General features: G+C 43.7%; 13 protein-coding genes and 2 pseudogenes. 10 read left to right on the top strand and 5 right to left on the bottom strand.

Annotated elements, in window-relative coordinates; translation table 11 throughout:
• The first annotated feature begins 551 nt into the window (after positions 1-551).
• Entirely contained in the window at positions 552-2,588 is a 2,037-nt protein-coding gene (locus tag H538_RS0119215; protein ID WP_026678951.1) for a Na+/H+ antiporter, read from the top strand.
• 246 nt (positions 2,589-2,834) lie between these two features.
• Here H538_RS0119215 and H538_RS24530 read toward each other — a convergent pair whose 3' ends face one another.
• Both H538_RS24530 and H538_RS0119200 read right to left on the bottom strand, forming a co-directional pair.
• A complete protein-coding gene (locus tag H538_RS24530) occupies positions 2,835-3,062 on the bottom strand; it encodes a hypothetical protein (RefSeq protein ID WP_051291578.1) in 228 nt (75 codons plus the stop codon).
• Positions 3,063-3,152: 90 nt separating this feature from the next.
• Positions 3,153-3,584: a MarR family winged helix-turn-helix transcriptional regulator gene (locus H538_RS0119200; RefSeq protein WP_026678949.1), complete on the bottom strand. Its 432-nt coding sequence runs from the start codon at positions 3,582-3,584 to the stop codon at positions 3,153-3,155.
• A 183-nt stretch (positions 3,585-3,767) separates the two neighbouring features.
• Between H538_RS0119200 and H538_RS0119195 the strand changes: the two genes are divergently transcribed.
• From H538_RS0119195 to H538_RS0119185, 3 genes are all read left to right on the top strand, one after another.
• Entirely contained in the window at positions 3,768-5,438 is a 1,671-nt protein-coding gene (locus tag H538_RS0119195) for an alpha-keto acid decarboxylase family protein (protein WP_026678948.1), read from the top strand.
• A gap of 120 nt (positions 5,439-5,558) precedes the next feature.
• The gene (locus H538_RS0119190; RefSeq protein WP_026678947.1) at positions 5,559-6,158 is read left to right on the top strand and encodes a short chain dehydrogenase; all 600 of its coding nucleotides are present in this window, start codon (positions 5,559-5,561) and stop codon (positions 6,156-6,158) included.
• A 101-nt stretch (positions 6,159-6,259) separates the two neighbouring features.
• A complete protein-coding gene (locus H538_RS0119185; RefSeq protein ID WP_026678946.1) occupies positions 6,260-7,453 on the top strand; it encodes a NupC/NupG family nucleoside CNT transporter in 1,194 nt (397 codons plus the stop codon).
• Between the two features lie 98 nt (positions 7,454-7,551).
• Here the strand turns inward: H538_RS0119185 and H538_RS0119180 are convergent, their stop codons facing one another.
• Entirely contained in the window at positions 7,552-8,154 is a 603-nt protein-coding gene (locus tag H538_RS0119180) for a flavin reductase family protein (protein ID WP_026678945.1), read from the bottom strand.
• A 97-nt stretch (positions 8,155-8,251) separates the two neighbouring features.
• Here H538_RS0119180 and H538_RS0119175 point away from each other — a divergent pair, with 97 nt between their 5' ends.
• The gene (locus H538_RS0119175; protein ID WP_026678944.1) at positions 8,252-8,941 is read left to right on the top strand and encodes an ArsR/SmtB family transcription factor; all 690 of its coding nucleotides are present in this window, start codon (positions 8,252-8,254) and stop codon (positions 8,939-8,941) included.
• A 279-nt stretch (positions 8,942-9,220) separates the two neighbouring features.
• On the top strand, positions 9,221-11,242 hold the full coding sequence (locus tag H538_RS0119170) for a penicillin-binding transpeptidase domain-containing protein (protein ID WP_035351665.1): 2,022 nt from the start codon (positions 9,221-9,223) through the stop codon (positions 11,240-11,242).
• Between the two features lie 203 nt (positions 11,243-11,445).
• Here the strand turns inward: H538_RS0119170 and H538_RS0119160 are convergent, their stop codons facing one another.
• Complete coding sequence (locus tag H538_RS0119160) at positions 11,446-11,850, bottom strand: MaoC/PaaZ C-terminal domain-containing protein (RefSeq protein WP_026678942.1); 405 nt, start codon at positions 11,848-11,850, stop codon at positions 11,446-11,448.
• Between the two features lie 385 nt (positions 11,851-12,235).
• Between H538_RS0119160 and H538_RS24525 the strand changes: the two are divergent.
• From H538_RS24525 to H538_RS0119135, 4 genes and pseudogenes are all read left to right on the top strand, one after another.
• Positions 12,236-13,701: pseudogene (locus H538_RS24525) on the top strand (protein adenylyltransferase SelO).
• 273 nt (positions 13,702-13,974) lie between these two features.
• Positions 13,975-14,661, top strand: a complete 687-nt coding sequence (locus H538_RS0119145) for a response regulator transcription factor (RefSeq protein ID WP_026678941.1) — start codon at positions 13,975-13,977, stop codon at positions 14,659-14,661.
• Entirely contained in the window at positions 14,654-15,754 is a 1,101-nt protein-coding gene (locus tag H538_RS0119140) for a sensor histidine kinase (protein ID WP_026678940.1), read from the top strand. The genes H538_RS0119145 and H538_RS0119140 overlap by 8 nt, the downstream gene beginning before the upstream one ends.
• 101 nt (positions 15,755-15,855) lie before the next feature.
• On the top strand, positions 15,856-16,704 hold the full coding sequence (locus H538_RS0119135) for a D-Ala-D-Ala carboxypeptidase VanY (RefSeq protein WP_026678939.1): 849 nt from the start codon (positions 15,856-15,858) through the stop codon (positions 16,702-16,704).
• Between the two features lie 146 nt (positions 16,705-16,850).
• On the opposite strand, the pseudogene H538_RS0119130 reads toward H538_RS0119135, so the two are convergent.
• A pseudogene (locus H538_RS0119130) lies at positions 16,851-17,039 on the bottom strand (hypothetical protein); the annotation flags it as partial.

The raw sequence follows: 17,039 nt of genomic DNA, 5'->3' as shown, positions 1-17,039 counted from the left end.
GTTCTATCGGACAGATTTTCGCCTCCGGGCCTCATTTTTGTCCTTGAGACCTGTTCTATCGGACAGATTTTCGTCTCCTGACCTCTTTTTTGTCCCTGAGACGGGTTCTATCGGACAGATTTCCGACTCCTGACCTCATTTTTGGCCTTGAGACCCGTTCTATCGGACAGACTTTCGTCTCCGGACGAGGTCACTGAAAAAGTCCAAGAAATTTTCAAAAATTCTTTTTCCTAAAAAATACATCCCCACTTTGGTAAGCGAAATGCATTGTAAACATGATGCTATCCCCCACTTCCTAAGTGAAAAATACTGTTTTTTTTGGTTTTGGTTTTTCAAAAATTTTAGTTTTTTATTAAAAGGAACTTTTTCAGTGGCTTCCCTCCGGACCTCATTTTTGTCCTTGAGACAGGCTCTATTAGACAAAAATTTTGCCTCTGATACTTTATCCGGGTTGCATTTTGCTCGCTTATTCATTTTTCAATACGGTCTTTTTCGTCGAATAAGGAAAGTGGCCGTTTCAAATGATAATCATTAAAAAGGAAATGTACGAAATGGAAATGTTCCTTATTGTTTTGCTGCTGCTAGCTATCATCGGATTTTCAAATATTGTCAATCATATAGTGCCGTTTATTCCTGCGCCGCTCATTCAAATTGCCTTTGGCGTCGTGATGGCTCTTCTTCCTTTTGGGATCCACGTGCCGATGGAGTCGGAATTGTTTTTAGTCCTTTTTATCGCCCCACTCCTTTTTAATGATGGGAGAACTGTTTCAAGAGCGGCTTTATGGAAATTGCGGGTGCCGATTCTGCTCCTTGCTCTCGGCCTCGTGTTTGTCACGGTGTTTGCCATCGGCCACTTTATTCATTGGCTGATCCCTTCAATCCCCCTTCCTGCTGCTTTTGCGCTGGCCGCTATTTTATCACCGACGGACGTGGTTGCGGTAAGCGCGATGTCAAGCCGGGTAAACATGCCAAAAGATGTGATGCACCTTTTAGAAGGCGAAGGGCTCATGAACGATGCATCTGGTCTTGTTGCTTTTAAATTTGCAGTGGCGGCAACCGTAACCGGCGTTTTTTCACTGGCCAATGCCTCTATCAGTTTTTTAGCGATTGCCATCGGCGGATTTTTTAGCGGAGCGCTTCTTGCATTCATTATCATCCGGTTCCGGGTGCTTATTCGCCGTTTCGGCATGGAAGATGTGACCGTGCATATGCTCATTCAAATCATGACGCCGTTTGTAATTTATCTCGTCACTGAACACTTGCATCTTTCTGGCATTTTAGCCGTTGTTGCAGCAGGAATTGTTCATGCGGTGGAAAAAGACCGGGAAAAATCGCCGACGATCGATTTGCAAATCGTATCAAAAAGCACATGGACCGTCATTTTGTATCTTTTAAATGGGCTAGTGTTTGTCCTTCTTGGCCTGCAAATTCCAAAGGTCATGAGCCAAATTTTTAAAGACCCGATGTTTAACAATGTGGTTGTGACGAAATATATTTTGCTTATTACAGCTACTCTCTACATGCTTCGTTTCACCTGGATTTATTTTTCCTGGTGGATCGGCTGGCTATTGAAAAAGAAACGGATGGCCAAACCTGTCCTCAGATTGATTGGAATAACGACAATCTCCGGTGTAAGAGGGGCGGTTACATTGGCAGGCGCGTTTTCGATTCCTTTTGTTCTTGCTGACGGGAGCCCATTTCCGGAACGTTCATTGATTATTTTTATTGCGGCCGGCGTGATTTTGGTGACGCTCGTCGTGGCAAGCATTTTCCTTCCGATGGTTGCTAAAACAGAAGAGACAACTATTAAGAGAAAAAAAGAAGAAATGGAAAAAGATGCATCTATTCAAATAAAAGTGGCTGCTATCCGGACCATCGAGGACGCGGTAAATGACGTAAACCGCACGGCAGCTTTATCGATCATTACGGCTTACAATCGCGAAATTAACCAATTAAAATATGAAAGCACGAAGATCGACCCGGATCATTTAAAAAATGCAGAAGCCGAAATCCGCATTCAAGCGCTTGAAGCGGAGTCGCGGTATGTAGAAAAATTGATAAAAGAAAAGCGGATTAACCGAGAAATGGCTTATTGGGCCCAGGAATATATTCGCCGTAAAGAAATGGCCATCACAAACGAATTAAAATATAAGGCGCTCGTCTTATGGACATTGCTAGGAAAAATCCTGGCGCAAATGGCCCAGGTTTTCAAGCCGAACAAAGAGCAATTGCGCAAAAAGCGGCTCACAAAACATAAAGACATGATCCGGTTAAAAATGAACATGGCAGAAGCGGCCATTCGCGAGTTAAAAAACGGATTGACTTCCCAAAATAAAGCCTTATCTTTTCTCGTCATTGGGGAATATAACGAGCGGCTCACGAAATTGAAGATGTTGATCGCAGCTGACGGAAGAGAATTTTCCCGTTTAAAACGGGAACTGCAAGTGAAGGCATTTCAAGCTGAGCGGGATGAAGTTCAATACTTGTATGAGAAAGGGCAAATTACCGTCGATATCGTGAGGAAAATTCGCAGGCAGATTAACATAAGAGAAGCTTATTGGTTGGAAGAGAATAGTTTGCGTTTGTAAAACGAGTTTGCACGAGAAAAATCCATTTAAAGCAAGTTTGGACAAGAAATAATGGGTTTTGGAAAATAAATTCGTGGTTTTGGAAAATAAAATTAAGATCTTAGAAAATAAATTCCTGGCTTCGGAAAATAAAATTGAGATTTTGGAAAATAAACGAAAAATGTCGATTGAAACGAATTGGAAAGACCCGGGCCATGCAATAGAGCGCCCGGGCTTTTTTAAAAAAAGCTCTTTTTTTATAAGAATCTAATGTTTGCGCAGCTTTTTGCGTTGCTTCTCTTCCGTCCATGAGGCCGTCGCTCCTTCATTGCCCGGAGCTTTTTCAAATCCTTTGTCAAGGCGCCCCGCATTTTCAATATCGCCTGACATGCGGTAGCCGCCGATTTCAATATTTCCTGTCGTTCCGTATATTTCTAAGCCGCCAAGCTCGGCCCGTACATTTTCCTGGATGTTTTCATTCTTCTTTTTGTCCATCGTGATTCACCTCCTACTTTAATGTATCTCCAGGAGTGCCGGGCTATTCAAAAAGGCTGTGTGCTATAGCAAAAGCCACATTCGTCCAGCTCATTCATTTTCTATGATTTTTTTCATTATTTCTTTCCACACTTCCTCGTTTTTAACGCCCGCCTCTTTAAATATGGCATCCATTTTCTTTCGCTGAACATTGCTTAATTGTTTTTCGAGCTTTTCGCCTTTTTCCGTCAGGCGGAGCTCTCGGACGCGGCGGTCATATTCTGCCGGTTCGCTTTTTATGTATCCCATTTCAATCAGCTGCCGCATTGGGGCATGGAGAGCTTGCTTGCTTACTTCCAACGTTGCAAGAAGTTCATTTACGCTCAATCCAGGCTTTCGGGCGATGAAAAATAAAATCCGGTGATGGACACGCTGGATGCCGTGTTGTTCAAGGATGCGATCCGGTTCTTTCGTAAATGTCCGGTAGGCAAAATAAAAGAGGACAAGTATTTCATTTAGTTGTTCTTCACGATTTTTCTCCATATCTCATGTAACCTCCTGTTTAAAGAATATCAAACTTCGGCGTCTTTTTTTAATAAGTCATGAAAATTTAAACTTTTTTCAATATAGGTCAACAATATTGACGTTTATTGAACCATGATGATATAGTGAATAATGACATAGGTCAAGTTCATTGACCTAATTGAACAAAGGGGTGTTGCATAAATGAATTCAACGACATGCACAGTTGGCGATTATTTGCTTTTAAGACTAAAAGAAATGGGCGTTAAACATATTTTTGGCGTTCCGGGTGATTTTAACCTGGGATTCCTCGATCAAATCGAGGCAACTGATCATATTGAATGGATAGGCAACTGCAACGAATTAAATGCCGCTTATGCTGCGGACGGTTATGCGCGAATCAATGGCATCGCGGCACTCGTAACGACTTTTGGAGTCGGGGAATTAAGTGCCATTAACGGAATCGCTGGTTCTTATGCGGAGCAAGTGCCAGTGGTCAAAATTACCGGTTCACCGGCAACTAGCGTGGTCAAGTCTGGCGCATATGTCCACCATACTCTAGGAGATGGCGACTTCACACATTTTACTAACATGTTTAAAGAAGTGACGGTAGCCCAAACGACCTTAACGAGGGAAAATGCCGCCGAAGAAATTGACCGCGTACTTCAAGAATGTTGGCTATATAAGCGGCCGGTTTATATTAATCTACCTTCTGATATTAGCTATAAAGAAATTGAAGCGCCAAAAACCCCGCTGGCACTACGGAACTTCAAAAGCGAAACAGAAGAATTGAACAAATTCATCGACCTAGCGTTAAATAAAATAAACGAGGCGAAATTTCCGGTCATTTTAGCGGATTACGAAGTGAATCGCTATGACATGAATGATAAGTTACAAGCTTTTGTTAACCAATCCGGCTTCCCCATTAGCTCGTTAAGCATGGGTAAAGGCGTGATTGATGAAAACCATCCTCAATTCATCGGCATCTATACGGGTGCATTGAGCGATCCATATGTCCGAAGCCGGGTTGAAGAAGCGGACTGCATTATAAGCATCGGGGTGAAATTGACGGATTCACTGACAGGCGGCTTTTCTCATCAACTCGATGAACATAAAATAATTGAACTTCACCCTTCATGGGCTAAATTAAATGAAACCTTTTATGCAGCGGCCATGGGCGATGTATTGGACCGATTGACTGCAAATGTCCGCCATCGCGATAAAGAAACGTTAAACGTTCAATCCTTTTACGATAGGGAAACGAACAATGCTTTTATTCCAACTGATGAACCGCTTTGCCAGGAACGCTTTTGGAAACAGTTTAGCTGTTTCTTAAACAAAGAGGATGTACTTCTTGTGGAACAAGGAACTGCCTTCTTCGGCGCAGCAACAATGCCGCTTCCTGAAAAGTCGACGTTTGTAGGACAGCCGTTATGGGGGTCCATTGGCTATACGCTGCCATCATTGCTCGGAACGCAAATCGCAAACCCGGACCGCCGCAATATTTTAGTCATCGGCGATGGATCATTCCAGCTCACCGTCCAGGAATTATCGACCATCCTGAAAAATGGACTGAAACCGATCATTATCCTCATTAATAATGACGGTTACTCCGTAGAACGCGCCATTCATGGACCAAATGAGAAATATAACGACATTAACAGGTGGAAGTATAGCAAATTACCCGAAGTGCTTGACATGAACGACAATAGCCTGAGCATGTGCGCGACTACCGAAAAGGAGCTGGCTGACGCCTTCCATCGGGCTGAAATCGCAGATAAGCTTGTCTTCATTGAAGTGGTTATGGAGCGCATGGACGTTCCAGAGCTTCTCCGTTCTCTTGGAGAAATCTTTGCTAAACAGAATGCGTATTAATTTTTAAGAAAAAGATGTTCCCTGCCTATGGTAATGATAGTGTCTACAATTTGCTTTTGGAAATATTTTTATTTAGATTTAAAATAGGCAAATCTTTTTGGAAAGGTGGGGATTTTAAACATGAGAATTATTGTAATCGGTGCAAGCGGAACTATTGGAAAAGCAGTTGCAGAAGAATTAGGAAAAACCCACGAAATTATTCGTGCCGGACGAAATGGCGCTGATGTGAAGGTTGATATTACTTCCATCGACAGCTTGAAAAACATGTACAAACAAACCGGTAAAGTAGATGCTGTCGTCAGTGCAACGGGAAGCGCCTATTTCGGGCCTTTATCTGAATTGACGCCGGAATTAAATGAGACTGCGATTGAAAGCAAGCTGAAAGGCCAGATTAATGCAGTGCTCGTAGGAATGGACTACGTGAATGACGGCGGGAGCTTTACGTTGACAACTGGAATTTTGATGGATGACCCCATCCTTAAGGGAGCATCTGCCGCCATGGCAAATGGCGGGGTTAAAGCTTTTGTAAAAGCCGCAGCCATTGAAATGCCGAGGGGAATCCGAATCAATAGCGTCAGTCCGAATGTTGTGCAAGAATCATGGCATAAATATAGCGGATTATTCCCTGGATTCGATCCGGTTCCAGTCAGCCGCGTTGCCTTAGCGTTCAAAAAGAGCGTCGAGGGTGCACAAACCGGACAAAATTACGAAGTTTATTAACCGACAACTCCAATCCTTTATGCTCTTGTTTTTCATCCGAACCAGATGAAGAATAAGAGCTTTTTTATGTTGAAATACTAACCGACAAGGAGTTGTCGCATATGTATTTCTTATTCAATTGTTTAGGCATTTTAATTGTGCTCGCCATCGTTTTCTTATGTTCTCCTGAAAAGAGGAAAGTGAAGTGGCGGCCGATACTCATCTTGCTCGTCCTTGAATTGCTCATTACATGGATCATGTTAGGAACAACCGTTGGACGATGGATCATTGATCAAATCGCTTCATTTTTCACCTGGCTGATTTCCTGCGCGAATCAAGGAATCGCCTTTGCCTTCCCGTCAGTGATGGACAATCAAACGATCGACTTTTTCTTCAGCGCATTGCTTCCGATCATCTTTGTCATTACATTCTTTGATATTCTTTCTTACTTCGGGATTTTGACATGGATCATCGATAAAGTAGGCTGGTGCATTTCAAAAGTTTCGAGATTGCCAAAATTAGAGAGCTTCTTTTCGATTCAAATGATGTTTTTAGGAAATACGGAAGCATTGGCCGTCATCCGCCAACAACTTGATGTGCTGAGAGCGAACCGTTTATTGACATTCGGGATCATGAGCATGTCGAGCATTAGCGGGTCAATCATTGGCGCTTACCTTTCGATGGTTCCCGCAACATATGTCTTCAGCGCCATTCCGCTAAACTGCTTAAATGCGCTCATCCTGGCCAATATTTTAAATCCGGTGGAAGTCAGCAAGGAGGATGATATCATCTATACCCCTCCGAAAGAAGAGCGAAAAGATTTTTTCTCAACGATTTCAAACAGCATGTTAGTTGGAATCAATATGGTTATCGTCATTCTCGCCATGGTCATCGGCTATGTGGCGCTAACAGCCTGTATTAATGGGATATTAGGATTCTTCATCCACGGATTGACCCTGCAAAAAATCTTTTCCTATATTTTCAGCCCGTTTGCTTATTTGCTCGGCCTGCCGTGGCATGATGCGCTATATGTTGCACAGTTAATGGGAATCAAAATCGCAACGAATGAATTTGTCGCAATGATGGATTTAAAAACGCATTTGCGTTCATTGCCTCCACACACGATCGCCGTTGCGACGACATTTTTAACGTCTTTTGCCAATTTCAGCACCGTTGGCATGATTTATGGAACGTACGATTCGCTATTGGGCGCCGAACGATCAACCGTCATCGGCAAAAATGTATGGAAGCTTCTTGTGAGCGGGGTTGCCGTTTCTTTATTAAGCGCCATGCTCGTCGGCTTATTTGTCTGGTGACACTCGTACATAAATTGTATGTTTAAGGCAAAATCCCCTGGACAGGGGATTTTGCTTGTTTAACTGAATAAGTGAATGATTTAATAAATGCGTCTTCCTTAACGTTCAGCGCGGAACGTTTTCCCCAGGTGTTCCCCAAGGGCGAAATAATGGCGGAAATTATAGATGAGCGGACTCCATTTATGCGGGTCGACGTAATGTTCGCCAATGACGATCTCTTTATGGGCATGCACGCAAACCGCCTCCGTCTCTACTATCGCAAAAAAAGGAGAATGATCGGGAATCCGGATGTTCTTCACTCTTGCCTCGATTTGCAGCGGGCACTCCGTAATTCGGGAAGGCTTAACTACTTTCGATTCCATTGGTGTCAACCCGCTTATTTTATATTTGTCTTTTTCATAAGTGAATCCAACTTCCTGCTTAAACGCGGGAACGGGGTGTTTCCCAGTGTAAGGAGCCAGGCGTTCGACGTTCTCCCATAACGAAGGACCTGGAACATTAATGACGCACTCACCGAGCCGCTCCATATTTTCAATCGCTTTTCCGCCAAGGCCGACCCCCAGTACGATGCAATCTCCCAATGCCCATGATGACGAAATCGGACTAATATTCACCGTCCCCTCTTCATTCAGCGTGTTTAGCAAAATAACAGGCGTTCCGTAATAGAGAATTTTCGGTTGTATGGTTGTTGTTTGTAACATTTCATTTTTCCTCCCATTCTTGAGTTCTTCTCTATTGTAAAACATAAATATTTCCACTATCATCGAAGTATGGAATGCAAATTAAGGAGGGGACACTATGAACGTAATCCCAAATGCCGCAAAAGTCGCTGCCCTTGTAAGCGAGCCTTCACGTGCGGCGATATTAACCGCTTTATTGGATGGGCGGTTTCATCCTGCCAGTGAATTAGCGTTTATGGCAGGAGTCAAGCCGCAAACGGCAAGCTTCCATTTAGCAAAAATGGTTGATGCAAATGTCATTGCCGTTGAAAAGCATGGAAGGCATCGATACTATGGAATTCGGGACGAAGAAGTGGCCCGCGTGATGGAATCGATCTTGTCTATCGCTCCGCCGGTAAAAATTAAATCATTGAAACAAGCTTCGGAAGATCGGGCGGTTCGTTTTGCTAGAACATGCTATGACCATCTTGCCGGGAATTTAGGCGTGAAATTGACAGAATCCCTGCTAAACTCAGGTGTGATTGGCGAAGAGGAGAATGCGTTTACCGTTACGAAAAAAGGCGAGGAATTTTTTGAGGCGTTTCAAATTGACCTTAAGGTGGTCAGAAAAAAACGGCGTTCATTCTCGCACAAATGCCTCGACTGGAGCGAAAGACGCCATCATCTTGCCGGAGCCTTAGGAAATGCCCTACTTGAACGCTTGTTGGAATTGAACTGGATGGAGCGCCTGCCAAAAACGCGGGCGATAAAGATCACCGCTGACGGAAAAAAAGGCTTAAAAGAAACATTTTCCGTTGAAATCGAATAGAAACATTTGTTCGGGTACTAGAAAAAGATAGTACTTTTCTAGAGAAAAGTTTCATCATAAAATAAATATGCTGATCTTGAAAAACAAGCTAAATCAAAGGGATACCAGCCTTTCTTAGCTTGCCTGCGAATCAGTAGTTTTATATTATTCTCCTTATTGGCTAGCCGTTTTGGCTGGCCCTTTTTTCCATGAGCATTTTCATAATAATGGATGATGAATTATGATAAAGTTAAGCTATTCAATACAACCCGTTAAACAAATCAAGAAAGGGGTCTACTTTTGAGAAGATTACTTGTTGCCGCCATAGGGGTTTTGCTTGCCTGTCTGATTACAGGCTGCAGCAAAGAACCATCGCCCGAGAACCATTTAAAACAATACATATCGAGCTGGGAAAAAGCGAAGTACGGCGATATGTACAGCCTGTTATCAAGCGAATCGAAGAAAAACATTTCGAAAGATGATTTCATTGAGAGATATAAAGGAATTTATGGCGGAATTGAAGCGAAAAACGTAACGATTAAGCCTCTTATTCCAAAGAAAGAACCTGAACCTGACAAGAACAATGCCGTTTCTTATCCATATGAGGTAAAAATGGATACGCTTGCTGGTCCGGTCCATTATAAGCATAACGTCAAACTCGTGAAAAACGGTAAAGGCGAAAAGGAAAATTGGTATATCCAATGGGATGAATCGCAAATTTTCCCGCCAATGAAAAAAGGCGATAAAGTCCGGGCCGAAACGTACGAAGCGAAACGCGGAGAAATCTTTGACCGCAACGGAAAAGGGCTCGCCATCAATGGCACGGCCTTTCAAGTCGGGATCGTTCCCCAATGGATGAAAGGGAAAGATAAAGAAGCAAAACAAAAAATGGCAAAAATTCTTGAAGTATCGATTAAGGAAATTGACCAGAAACTGAAGGCTTCCTGGGTAAGGCCGGATTCTTTCGTGCCCATTAAAACCGTTTCGAAGGACGACCCGGCCGTATCGAAGCTGAAGAAAATTGACGGAGTGACCTTTCAAAAAACGATGACGCGCGTTTATCCGCTGAAAAACGCCGCAGCTCATTTAGTCGGCTATATTCGGCCAGTCAACGCCGAGGAATTGGAAAAGCTAAAGAGCAAAGGATACACCGCCAATGACTGGGTTGGAAAAGCCGGGCTGGAACAGCTTTTTGAAAAGCGCCTTAGAGGGGAAAATGGCGGCATCATTACGATCGTCGATAAAAATGGCAACAAAAAAGACGTGCTCGCCGAAAAGCAGGCGGCCGATGGAAAACCGCTCAAACTGACGATCGACGCAACCGTGCAAAACAACCTTTACGGGCAAATGAAAAAAGATGCGGGAACGGCATCCGCGATCCATCCGTCAACCGGCGATGTATTGGCTCTTGTCAGCAGTCCGTCCTATGACCCCAACCTTTTTGTCCTCGGGCTGTCTCAAGGACAATACGAAAAGTGGAACAATGATCCAAAGAAGCCGCTGTTAAACCGCTTTAAGCAAACGTATGCCCCCGGCTCTACGTTTAAGCCGATCACGGCAGCCATCGGTTTGAAAACAGGTACAATCGACCCGAATGAAGAAAAAACAATCAACGGCTTAAAATGGCAAAAGGATAAGTCATGGGGCGACCATTATGTGACAAGGGTAAGCGATGTGAGTCCGGTTAATTTAGAAAAAGCGCTCGTTTATTCGGACAACATTTATTTTGCCCAGGCCGCTTTAGCGGTTGGAAGCGAGACATTTGAAAAAGAGGCAAAAGCGTTCGGGCTTGGCGAAAAAATCCCCTTTGATTATCCGATTGAGCCATCGAGCCTGATTAGCGGCGAATGGTCAGAGGGCCGCCTCGCCGATACAGGCTACGGTCAGGGTCAGGTCGAAATGAGCATCCTTCACTTGGCGCTCTCTTACACGCCTTTTGTAAACGAAGGAAACTTGATCGCCCCGAGGCTTGTCATCCCGGATAAGGGCGAAGAGGCGCCAACATTTTGGAAAAAAGATGTAATGCCGTCCGGAGTCGCGTCCACCATTCGCAATGATCTTGTTCAAGTCGTGAAAAACCCGCACGGAACCGCCCACGACGGGATGATGGCAGATGTTCCGCTTGCCGGCAAAACGGGAACGGCGGAATTGAAGATGAAACAGGGCGAAAAAGGAAGAGAAAACGGCTGGTATGTCGCCTTTAACAATAACCACCCTGAATTGCTCATCGCGCTGATGATCGAAAACGTTGAGAATAAACGCGGCAGCCACTATGTCGTTCCAAAAGTAACGAACGTTTTTCAGTCCTATCACTTTGAATAAACATCCCCCTGATTTTTTTCTTTAGATAGAAAAAATCAGGGGTTTTACTTTAAGGTACAGCATCATCGTCTCCGTCACTTCTTTTGGCAACGATTTAATGCCATAGACAATGCCGCTAATCATTGGTTCTAATTCATACGGCGCCAATTGAAAAACCGCAAACCGCCGTTTTTAGCACGATACTTCCATCAATTATAGGTTTCTCATTCATACATATGAAACAACACGTTTCCTTTTACGACTTCCTTTCCATGTTGATTGACTGCTTTGACCAGAAAGTTCATCTTATTTCCATTTAGTTCTTTTAACGTTGCTTGCAATGTAATAACGTCATTGAGAAATACCATGTCTCTAAACCTGACAGAGTAATCTTGAATAAAACCCTCATCATAATAAGGCGTAAATAGTTTGGCTAAATGCCCCATTGTCCACATCCCGTGTGCAATCACCCCTGGTAGCCCGGCTCTTTTTGCTTCTTCATCGATCGTATGAATCGGGTTGTAATCCCCGGAGGCACCGGCATACTTAATTAAAGAGATCCTTGAAACAGGTTCTAGCTGAACCGTTTCTAAAGACTCCCCGATTTGTAATTCCATCAGACGTTTCAAACCGCCATCCCCTTTCTAACGGCTTCGGTTATAATCACCATTTGTTTTTGCCGGTCCGCGATACATTTTTCTGTTTTGACGCCTAAAAAGAAGTTCATATTTCGTTCTATTGATCTCACCACTTTTTCGAAATTTAGTATTCCTTATTCTTTTAAAATAGAAAATATCCTTCTTTTGCTTTTACGACACCATACAGAAACCCTATTTATTCCGTTTTTTCGTTGCTTGATGCCTTTTCTCGGCTCACTTTCGGGCAGGGAAAAGAGCAAGAATCCTTAAAGCCGCGATTTTCAGGAAATAAGGTATAATGGATTGGAAGAAGTTAGACATTAAAAAAAGACTGCTAGATCTTTTATAAAAGAAAAAAAACGATAAAGGAGAACCTATGACAAAGAGCAACGAAACAGGATGGAACTTTGACAATAGTTATGCCCGCCTTCCGGAATCCTTTTTTACTAGCACCAGGCCAACACCCGTGCAATCGCCGAAATTGGTCATTCTCAATGAGCCATTGGCAACATCCCTCGGTTTAAACGTGAAGAAGCTGGAAAGCGAAGAAGGCGCCGAAGTGTTTGGCGGAAACGAAATTCCAGAAGGGGCTTTCCCTCTTTCCCAGGCCTACGCGGGGCATCAATTTGGCCATTTTACAATGCTGGGCGACGGCCGGGCAATCCTCTTAGGCGAGCAGATCACCCCTCGTGGCGAACGGGTGGACATCCAGCTTAAAGGTTCAGGCCGGACGCCATATTCCCGCGGAGGAGATGGCCGGGCCGCTCTTGGTCCGATGCTGCGCGAATACATCATTAGTGAAGCGATGCATGCGCTTGGCATTCCAACGACCCGCAGTCTGGCCGTGGTGACGACGGGCGAGCCGGTATTTCGCGAAACCGAGCTACCTGGCAGCGTTCTGGCCCGGGTTGCAGCCAGCCATCTACGTGTCGGGACGTTTGAATACGCTGCCAAATGGCGCACGAAAGAGGAACTTCAGATCCTGGCCGACTATGCCATTAAGCGTCATTATTCAGACGTTGAAGAGGATAAGGACCGTATCTGTCATTTTTTCAAAAAGTGATGGAGCGGCAGGCTAAACTTATCGCCAAATGGCAACTCGTTGGCTTCATTCATGGAGTGATGAACACTGACAATATGGCCATTAGCGGAGAAACCATCGATTACGGCCCTTGCGCTTTCATGGATGCCTATGATCCAGCAACGGTATTCAGTTCTATCGATATCCGGGGCCGCTATGCCTATGGCAATCAGCCGCCTATTGCAGGGTGGAATCTCGCGCGATTGGCGGAAAGTTTATTGCCGCTCCTGCATGAAGATCAGGAAGAAGCGATTAAACTGGCCGAAAATGCGTTATCACGATTCGGCACTTTATACCGTTCGGAATGGCTTCAAGGAATGAGAGCAAAACTCGGACTCTTTAACGAAGAGAAAGAAGATGAGTCGTTAATCGAAGAGCTTCTCCATCTGATGCATAAACATAGCGCGGACTATACGAATACCTTCATCGCATTGACGTTTGATCAACAGGAGGAAACGGGGCTGATGTGTTCACCTGAGTTTTCCCTCTGGAATGAGAAGTGGCAGGCGCGACTGGATAGGCAGCAGGAATCGAAAACAGCCGCGCAACAGTTGATGAAAAATAGCAATCCCGCCGTCATTCCGCGAAACCATCGGGTCGAAGAAGCACTGGCAGCGGCGGTTGAACGAGGTGACTACAGCGTTATGGAGCGGCTTCTTGAAGCCCTTTCAAACCCGTTCGCGCATTCTCCCGAACAGGCTGAATACGCAAAACCGCCTGCACCATCTGACATACCTTACCGAACCTATTGCGGAACGTGACCGAATAAGAAAAATGTTCAAGTCCCTGGCAACACGCCAGGGACTTGTCTTTAAAAACACCCAAATAATGTATTCAATCTTTAAATTTTTGCAGTGAAAATCAATGTTTTATCCATCAACCCGGGGTTTTAATAGACCCTGGAAACATACGCACATTAAGGATGCTAGAAAGCGCCTTTCAAATACGCCATTTCGAGATATAATGTATTTTGTTGTTATAAGTAGATTGACAGGTCACAATCCGTTTTTAGTAATAGACTGAGGTGAAATAGATTGAAACGCGAAACGATTTTGATTGCTGATGATGAGGTGGAGATTGCAGATCTCGTTACCCTACATTTAGAAAAGGAAGGATACAATTGCGTGAAAGCTTCCGATGGCGAAGAAGCCATTCATGCGATTCAGACACAGTCGCTCGATTTAGCGATATTAGATATTATGATGCCTAAGCTGGATGGGTATGAAGTGACCCGGCAAATTCGCGAGAAACACCATATGTTGCCGATCATTTTTTTAAGTGCGAAGACGTCTGACTTCGATAAAATTACGGGGCTTGTGATTGGGGCAGACGACTATATGACGAAGCCATTCAACCCGATGGAGCTGGTCGCCCGGGTGAAAGCCCAGCTGCGCCGTTCTAAATTCAACCAGACGACCAACCATTCAATGCTGATTGAAGCTGGCGGATTAGCGATTTCTCCTGAACAACGGTCAGTGACCCTTTATGGTGAAACGATCGAATTAACCCCGAAAGAGTTTGATATTTTGTATTTGCTGGCCAGCCACCCAAAGAAAGTGTTTAGCGCGGAAAACATTTTCCAACAAGTATGGGGCGAAGCGTACTATGAAAGCCAGAACACGGTCATGGTCCATATCCGTACGTTGCGGAAAAAGCTTAAAGAAGACAAAAATAAGTACATTAAAACCGTCTGGGGGGTAGGTTATACATTCAATGGATAAGAAGGTTCGAAGTTTTCGTACACGAATGATCGTAATTGCGGGATTAAGCATGCTGTTGTCCGGTTCCATCACTTATGTTATTTATAAGGCCCTTCAATTTTATTATCATACTTCCGTCCATTTTGAAGATCCATTGGCCCGTTTTCGCATGTTCATGAGAAATGTTGGGGATATTAATGTATTCTTGATTATTTTTGTTCCGCTCACAATCGTGTTTTTTTATTATTTCACGAAGCCATATGCAACCTATTTTAATGAAATTTCCAAAGGGATTCATCATCTTGCCAATGGAGACTTTAGCAATCGCGTTCATATTTCTTCAAATGATGAATTTCAAAAAATTGCCCAGGATATTAATCTTGCAAACGAAAAGCTGCAAGAAGCAATCGAAAGAGGGGAGTTCGCGGAAAGCAGCAAGGATCAATTAGTCGTCAATTTGGCCCATGATTTACGTACACCGCTTACTTCCGTTTTAGGGTATTTAGATTGGATTTTGAAAGGGAATCATTTACCTGCGGAACAAATCAAGCATTTTGCAACGATTGCATATACGAAGTCCAAACGTTTAGAAAAGCTGATCGATGAATTGTTCGAAATCACGAGAATGAACTATGGAAAGCTTCCTTTAGAAATATCGCGAATTAATTTTAGTGAATTGCTCATGCAATTAAACGAAGAGATGTACCCCTCTTTTGAGAAACACCATTTAGTATCAAGAACCCATATTACGCCTGACTTAATGATTGATGCCGACGGGGAGCAGCTGGCACGCGTGTTTGAAAACCTTCTGACGAATGCGATTCGTTATGGGAAAGATGGCCAATTTATCGATATGAATAGTTACCTTGAAGAAGGAAATGTCGTCGTTCAAGTAATCAACTATGGCGGTCCCCCAATTCCTGAGGAAGAATTGCCTCACATCTTTGATATGTTTTTTACGGGTGACCGTGCAAGAACTCACGAAGAAGGCGGTACAGGTCTTGGCTTGTTCATCGCAAAGAATATTATTGAACAACATAAGGGCACCATTTCTGTTGAAAGCAACGTAATCCGCACATGCTTTGAAGTGCGATTGCCGCAGGAATCCCGTTAAACGCCCCAAATCATTTAAGAAAAATTTTATTTTTATCCCTACTTTTTTTTAAATAGTTTTCTCTATTCTTAGAAGCATGAACGACGAAGGAGAAAACGCAAATGAAAAAGTGGGGCTTTTATTTATTTCTTCTATTGTTTCTTGACCTTGCCTCCTTCTCTATAGAACCCATCTCCGTGGAGAAAGCAGATGGTGGACCCATTGATATGATTTCTACTTGCGCAAGTTCAATAAAAATTACAAAAGATAACATTTACAAGGGAAATCTATTATTGGTTAACAAGGACTATCCAATTCCCGAAAAAAGCGTAAGATCAGATATCGTTGATTTGAGAAACCTTCATGAATGGGGAAGCGGATATGGATGGCTTCATGCCGATATTCGACTATCAGAGAGGGTCGCGCAAAACTTTGCACAAATGGTTCATGCTGCTGAAAAAGAAGGCGTTAATCACTTTATGATTAACAGCGGCTATCGAGACTTTAAGGAGCAAAACAAACTTTATCAAGAAATGGGCCCAGATTATGCTTTGCCACCGGGCTATAGTGAACATAATTTAGGTTTATCGCTTGATGTAGGTTCTTCACAAATGAAAATGGAGAAAGCGCCCGAAGGAAAATGGTTGCGAAAAAACGCCTGGAAATACGGCTTCATTTTACGATACCCGGAGGACAAAACAGCGATTACAGGCATCCAATATGAGCCGTGGCATATCCGTTATGTCGGTTTGCCTCACAGCGCGATCATGCATGAAAAAAATGTAACGTTAGAAGAATATTTAACAGATCTAAAAGAAAAACGAAACATCACTGCCAATGTTAACGGAAAAAAATATGCTATCTCGTATTACCCCGTTTCTAAAACGTTGACAATTAAAACACCGGGACACTGTCATTATGAAATTTCAGGCAATAATATGGATGGAGTAATTGTCACAACGTTTCCTTGATTGATCGATCAAAAATAGTATCGTACGAAAACGATAAGAGCATATAAGGCCGCCCCGTACAATGGACCGGGGCGCCTTTAGGTGAGTTTGTGAATGGTATGAAACGATAGACTGATGTTAAGCTAAGGCTCCCGAACTGGCCCGTCTTATTTCACCCAGATCGCCGCGTAGCGGTCTTTGCCTCCATTTGTATGGGCGCTAACATCAACGAGCCGGTAGCCTTTCTTAACGAGGTCATTAAATGTGCGCTGATACTGCTCCGCCGTCATTCCGTGCCGCGCTTGCCAGGCTGGACCCTTTTCTTTCACCCAGATGGCTGCGTAGCGATCTTTGCC

Origin of the sequence: Fictibacillus gelatini DSM 15865 (genome assembly GCF_000430745.1) — a bacterium.
Taxonomy (GTDB): Bacteria; Bacillota; Bacilli; order Bacillales; family Fictibacillaceae; genus Fictibacillus_A; species Fictibacillus_A gelatini.
Note: the sequence above shows the minus strand (reverse complement) of the source record. Positions and strands in the feature narration are given on the sequence as shown.

Bases quoted from the DNA above. Each gene is read 5' to 3' on its own strand.
- H538_RS0119215 (WP_026678951.1), top strand. From the start codon at position 552: ATGGAAATGTTCCTTATTGTTTTGCTGCTGCTAGCTATCATCGGATTT.
- H538_RS24530 (WP_051291578.1), bottom strand. From the start codon at position 3,062: ATGGACAAAAAGAAGAATGAAAACATCCAGGAAAATGTACGGGCCGAG.
- H538_RS0119200 (WP_026678949.1), bottom strand. From the start codon at position 3,584: ATGGAGAAAAATCGTGAAGAACAACTAAATGAAATACTTGTCCTCTTT.
- H538_RS0119195 (WP_026678948.1), top strand. From the start codon at position 3,768: ATGAATTCAACGACATGCACAGTTGGCGATTATTTGCTTTTAAGACTA.
- H538_RS0119190 (WP_026678947.1), top strand. From the start codon at position 5,559: ATGAGAATTATTGTAATCGGTGCAAGCGGAACTATTGGAAAAGCAGTT.
- H538_RS0119185 (WP_026678946.1), top strand. From the start codon at position 6,260: ATGTATTTCTTATTCAATTGTTTAGGCATTTTAATTGTGCTCGCCATC.
- H538_RS0119180 (WP_026678945.1), bottom strand. From the start codon at position 8,154: ATGTTACAAACAACAACCATACAACCGAAAATTCTCTATTACGGAACG.
- H538_RS0119175 (WP_026678944.1), top strand. From the start codon at position 8,252: ATGAACGTAATCCCAAATGCCGCAAAAGTCGCTGCCCTTGTAAGCGAG.
- H538_RS0119140 (WP_026678940.1), top strand. From the start codon at position 14,654: ATGGATAAGAAGGTTCGAAGTTTTCGTACACGAATGATCGTAATTGCG.
- H538_RS0119135 (WP_026678939.1), top strand. From the start codon at position 15,856: ATGAAAAAGTGGGGCTTTTATTTATTTCTTCTATTGTTTCTTGACCTT.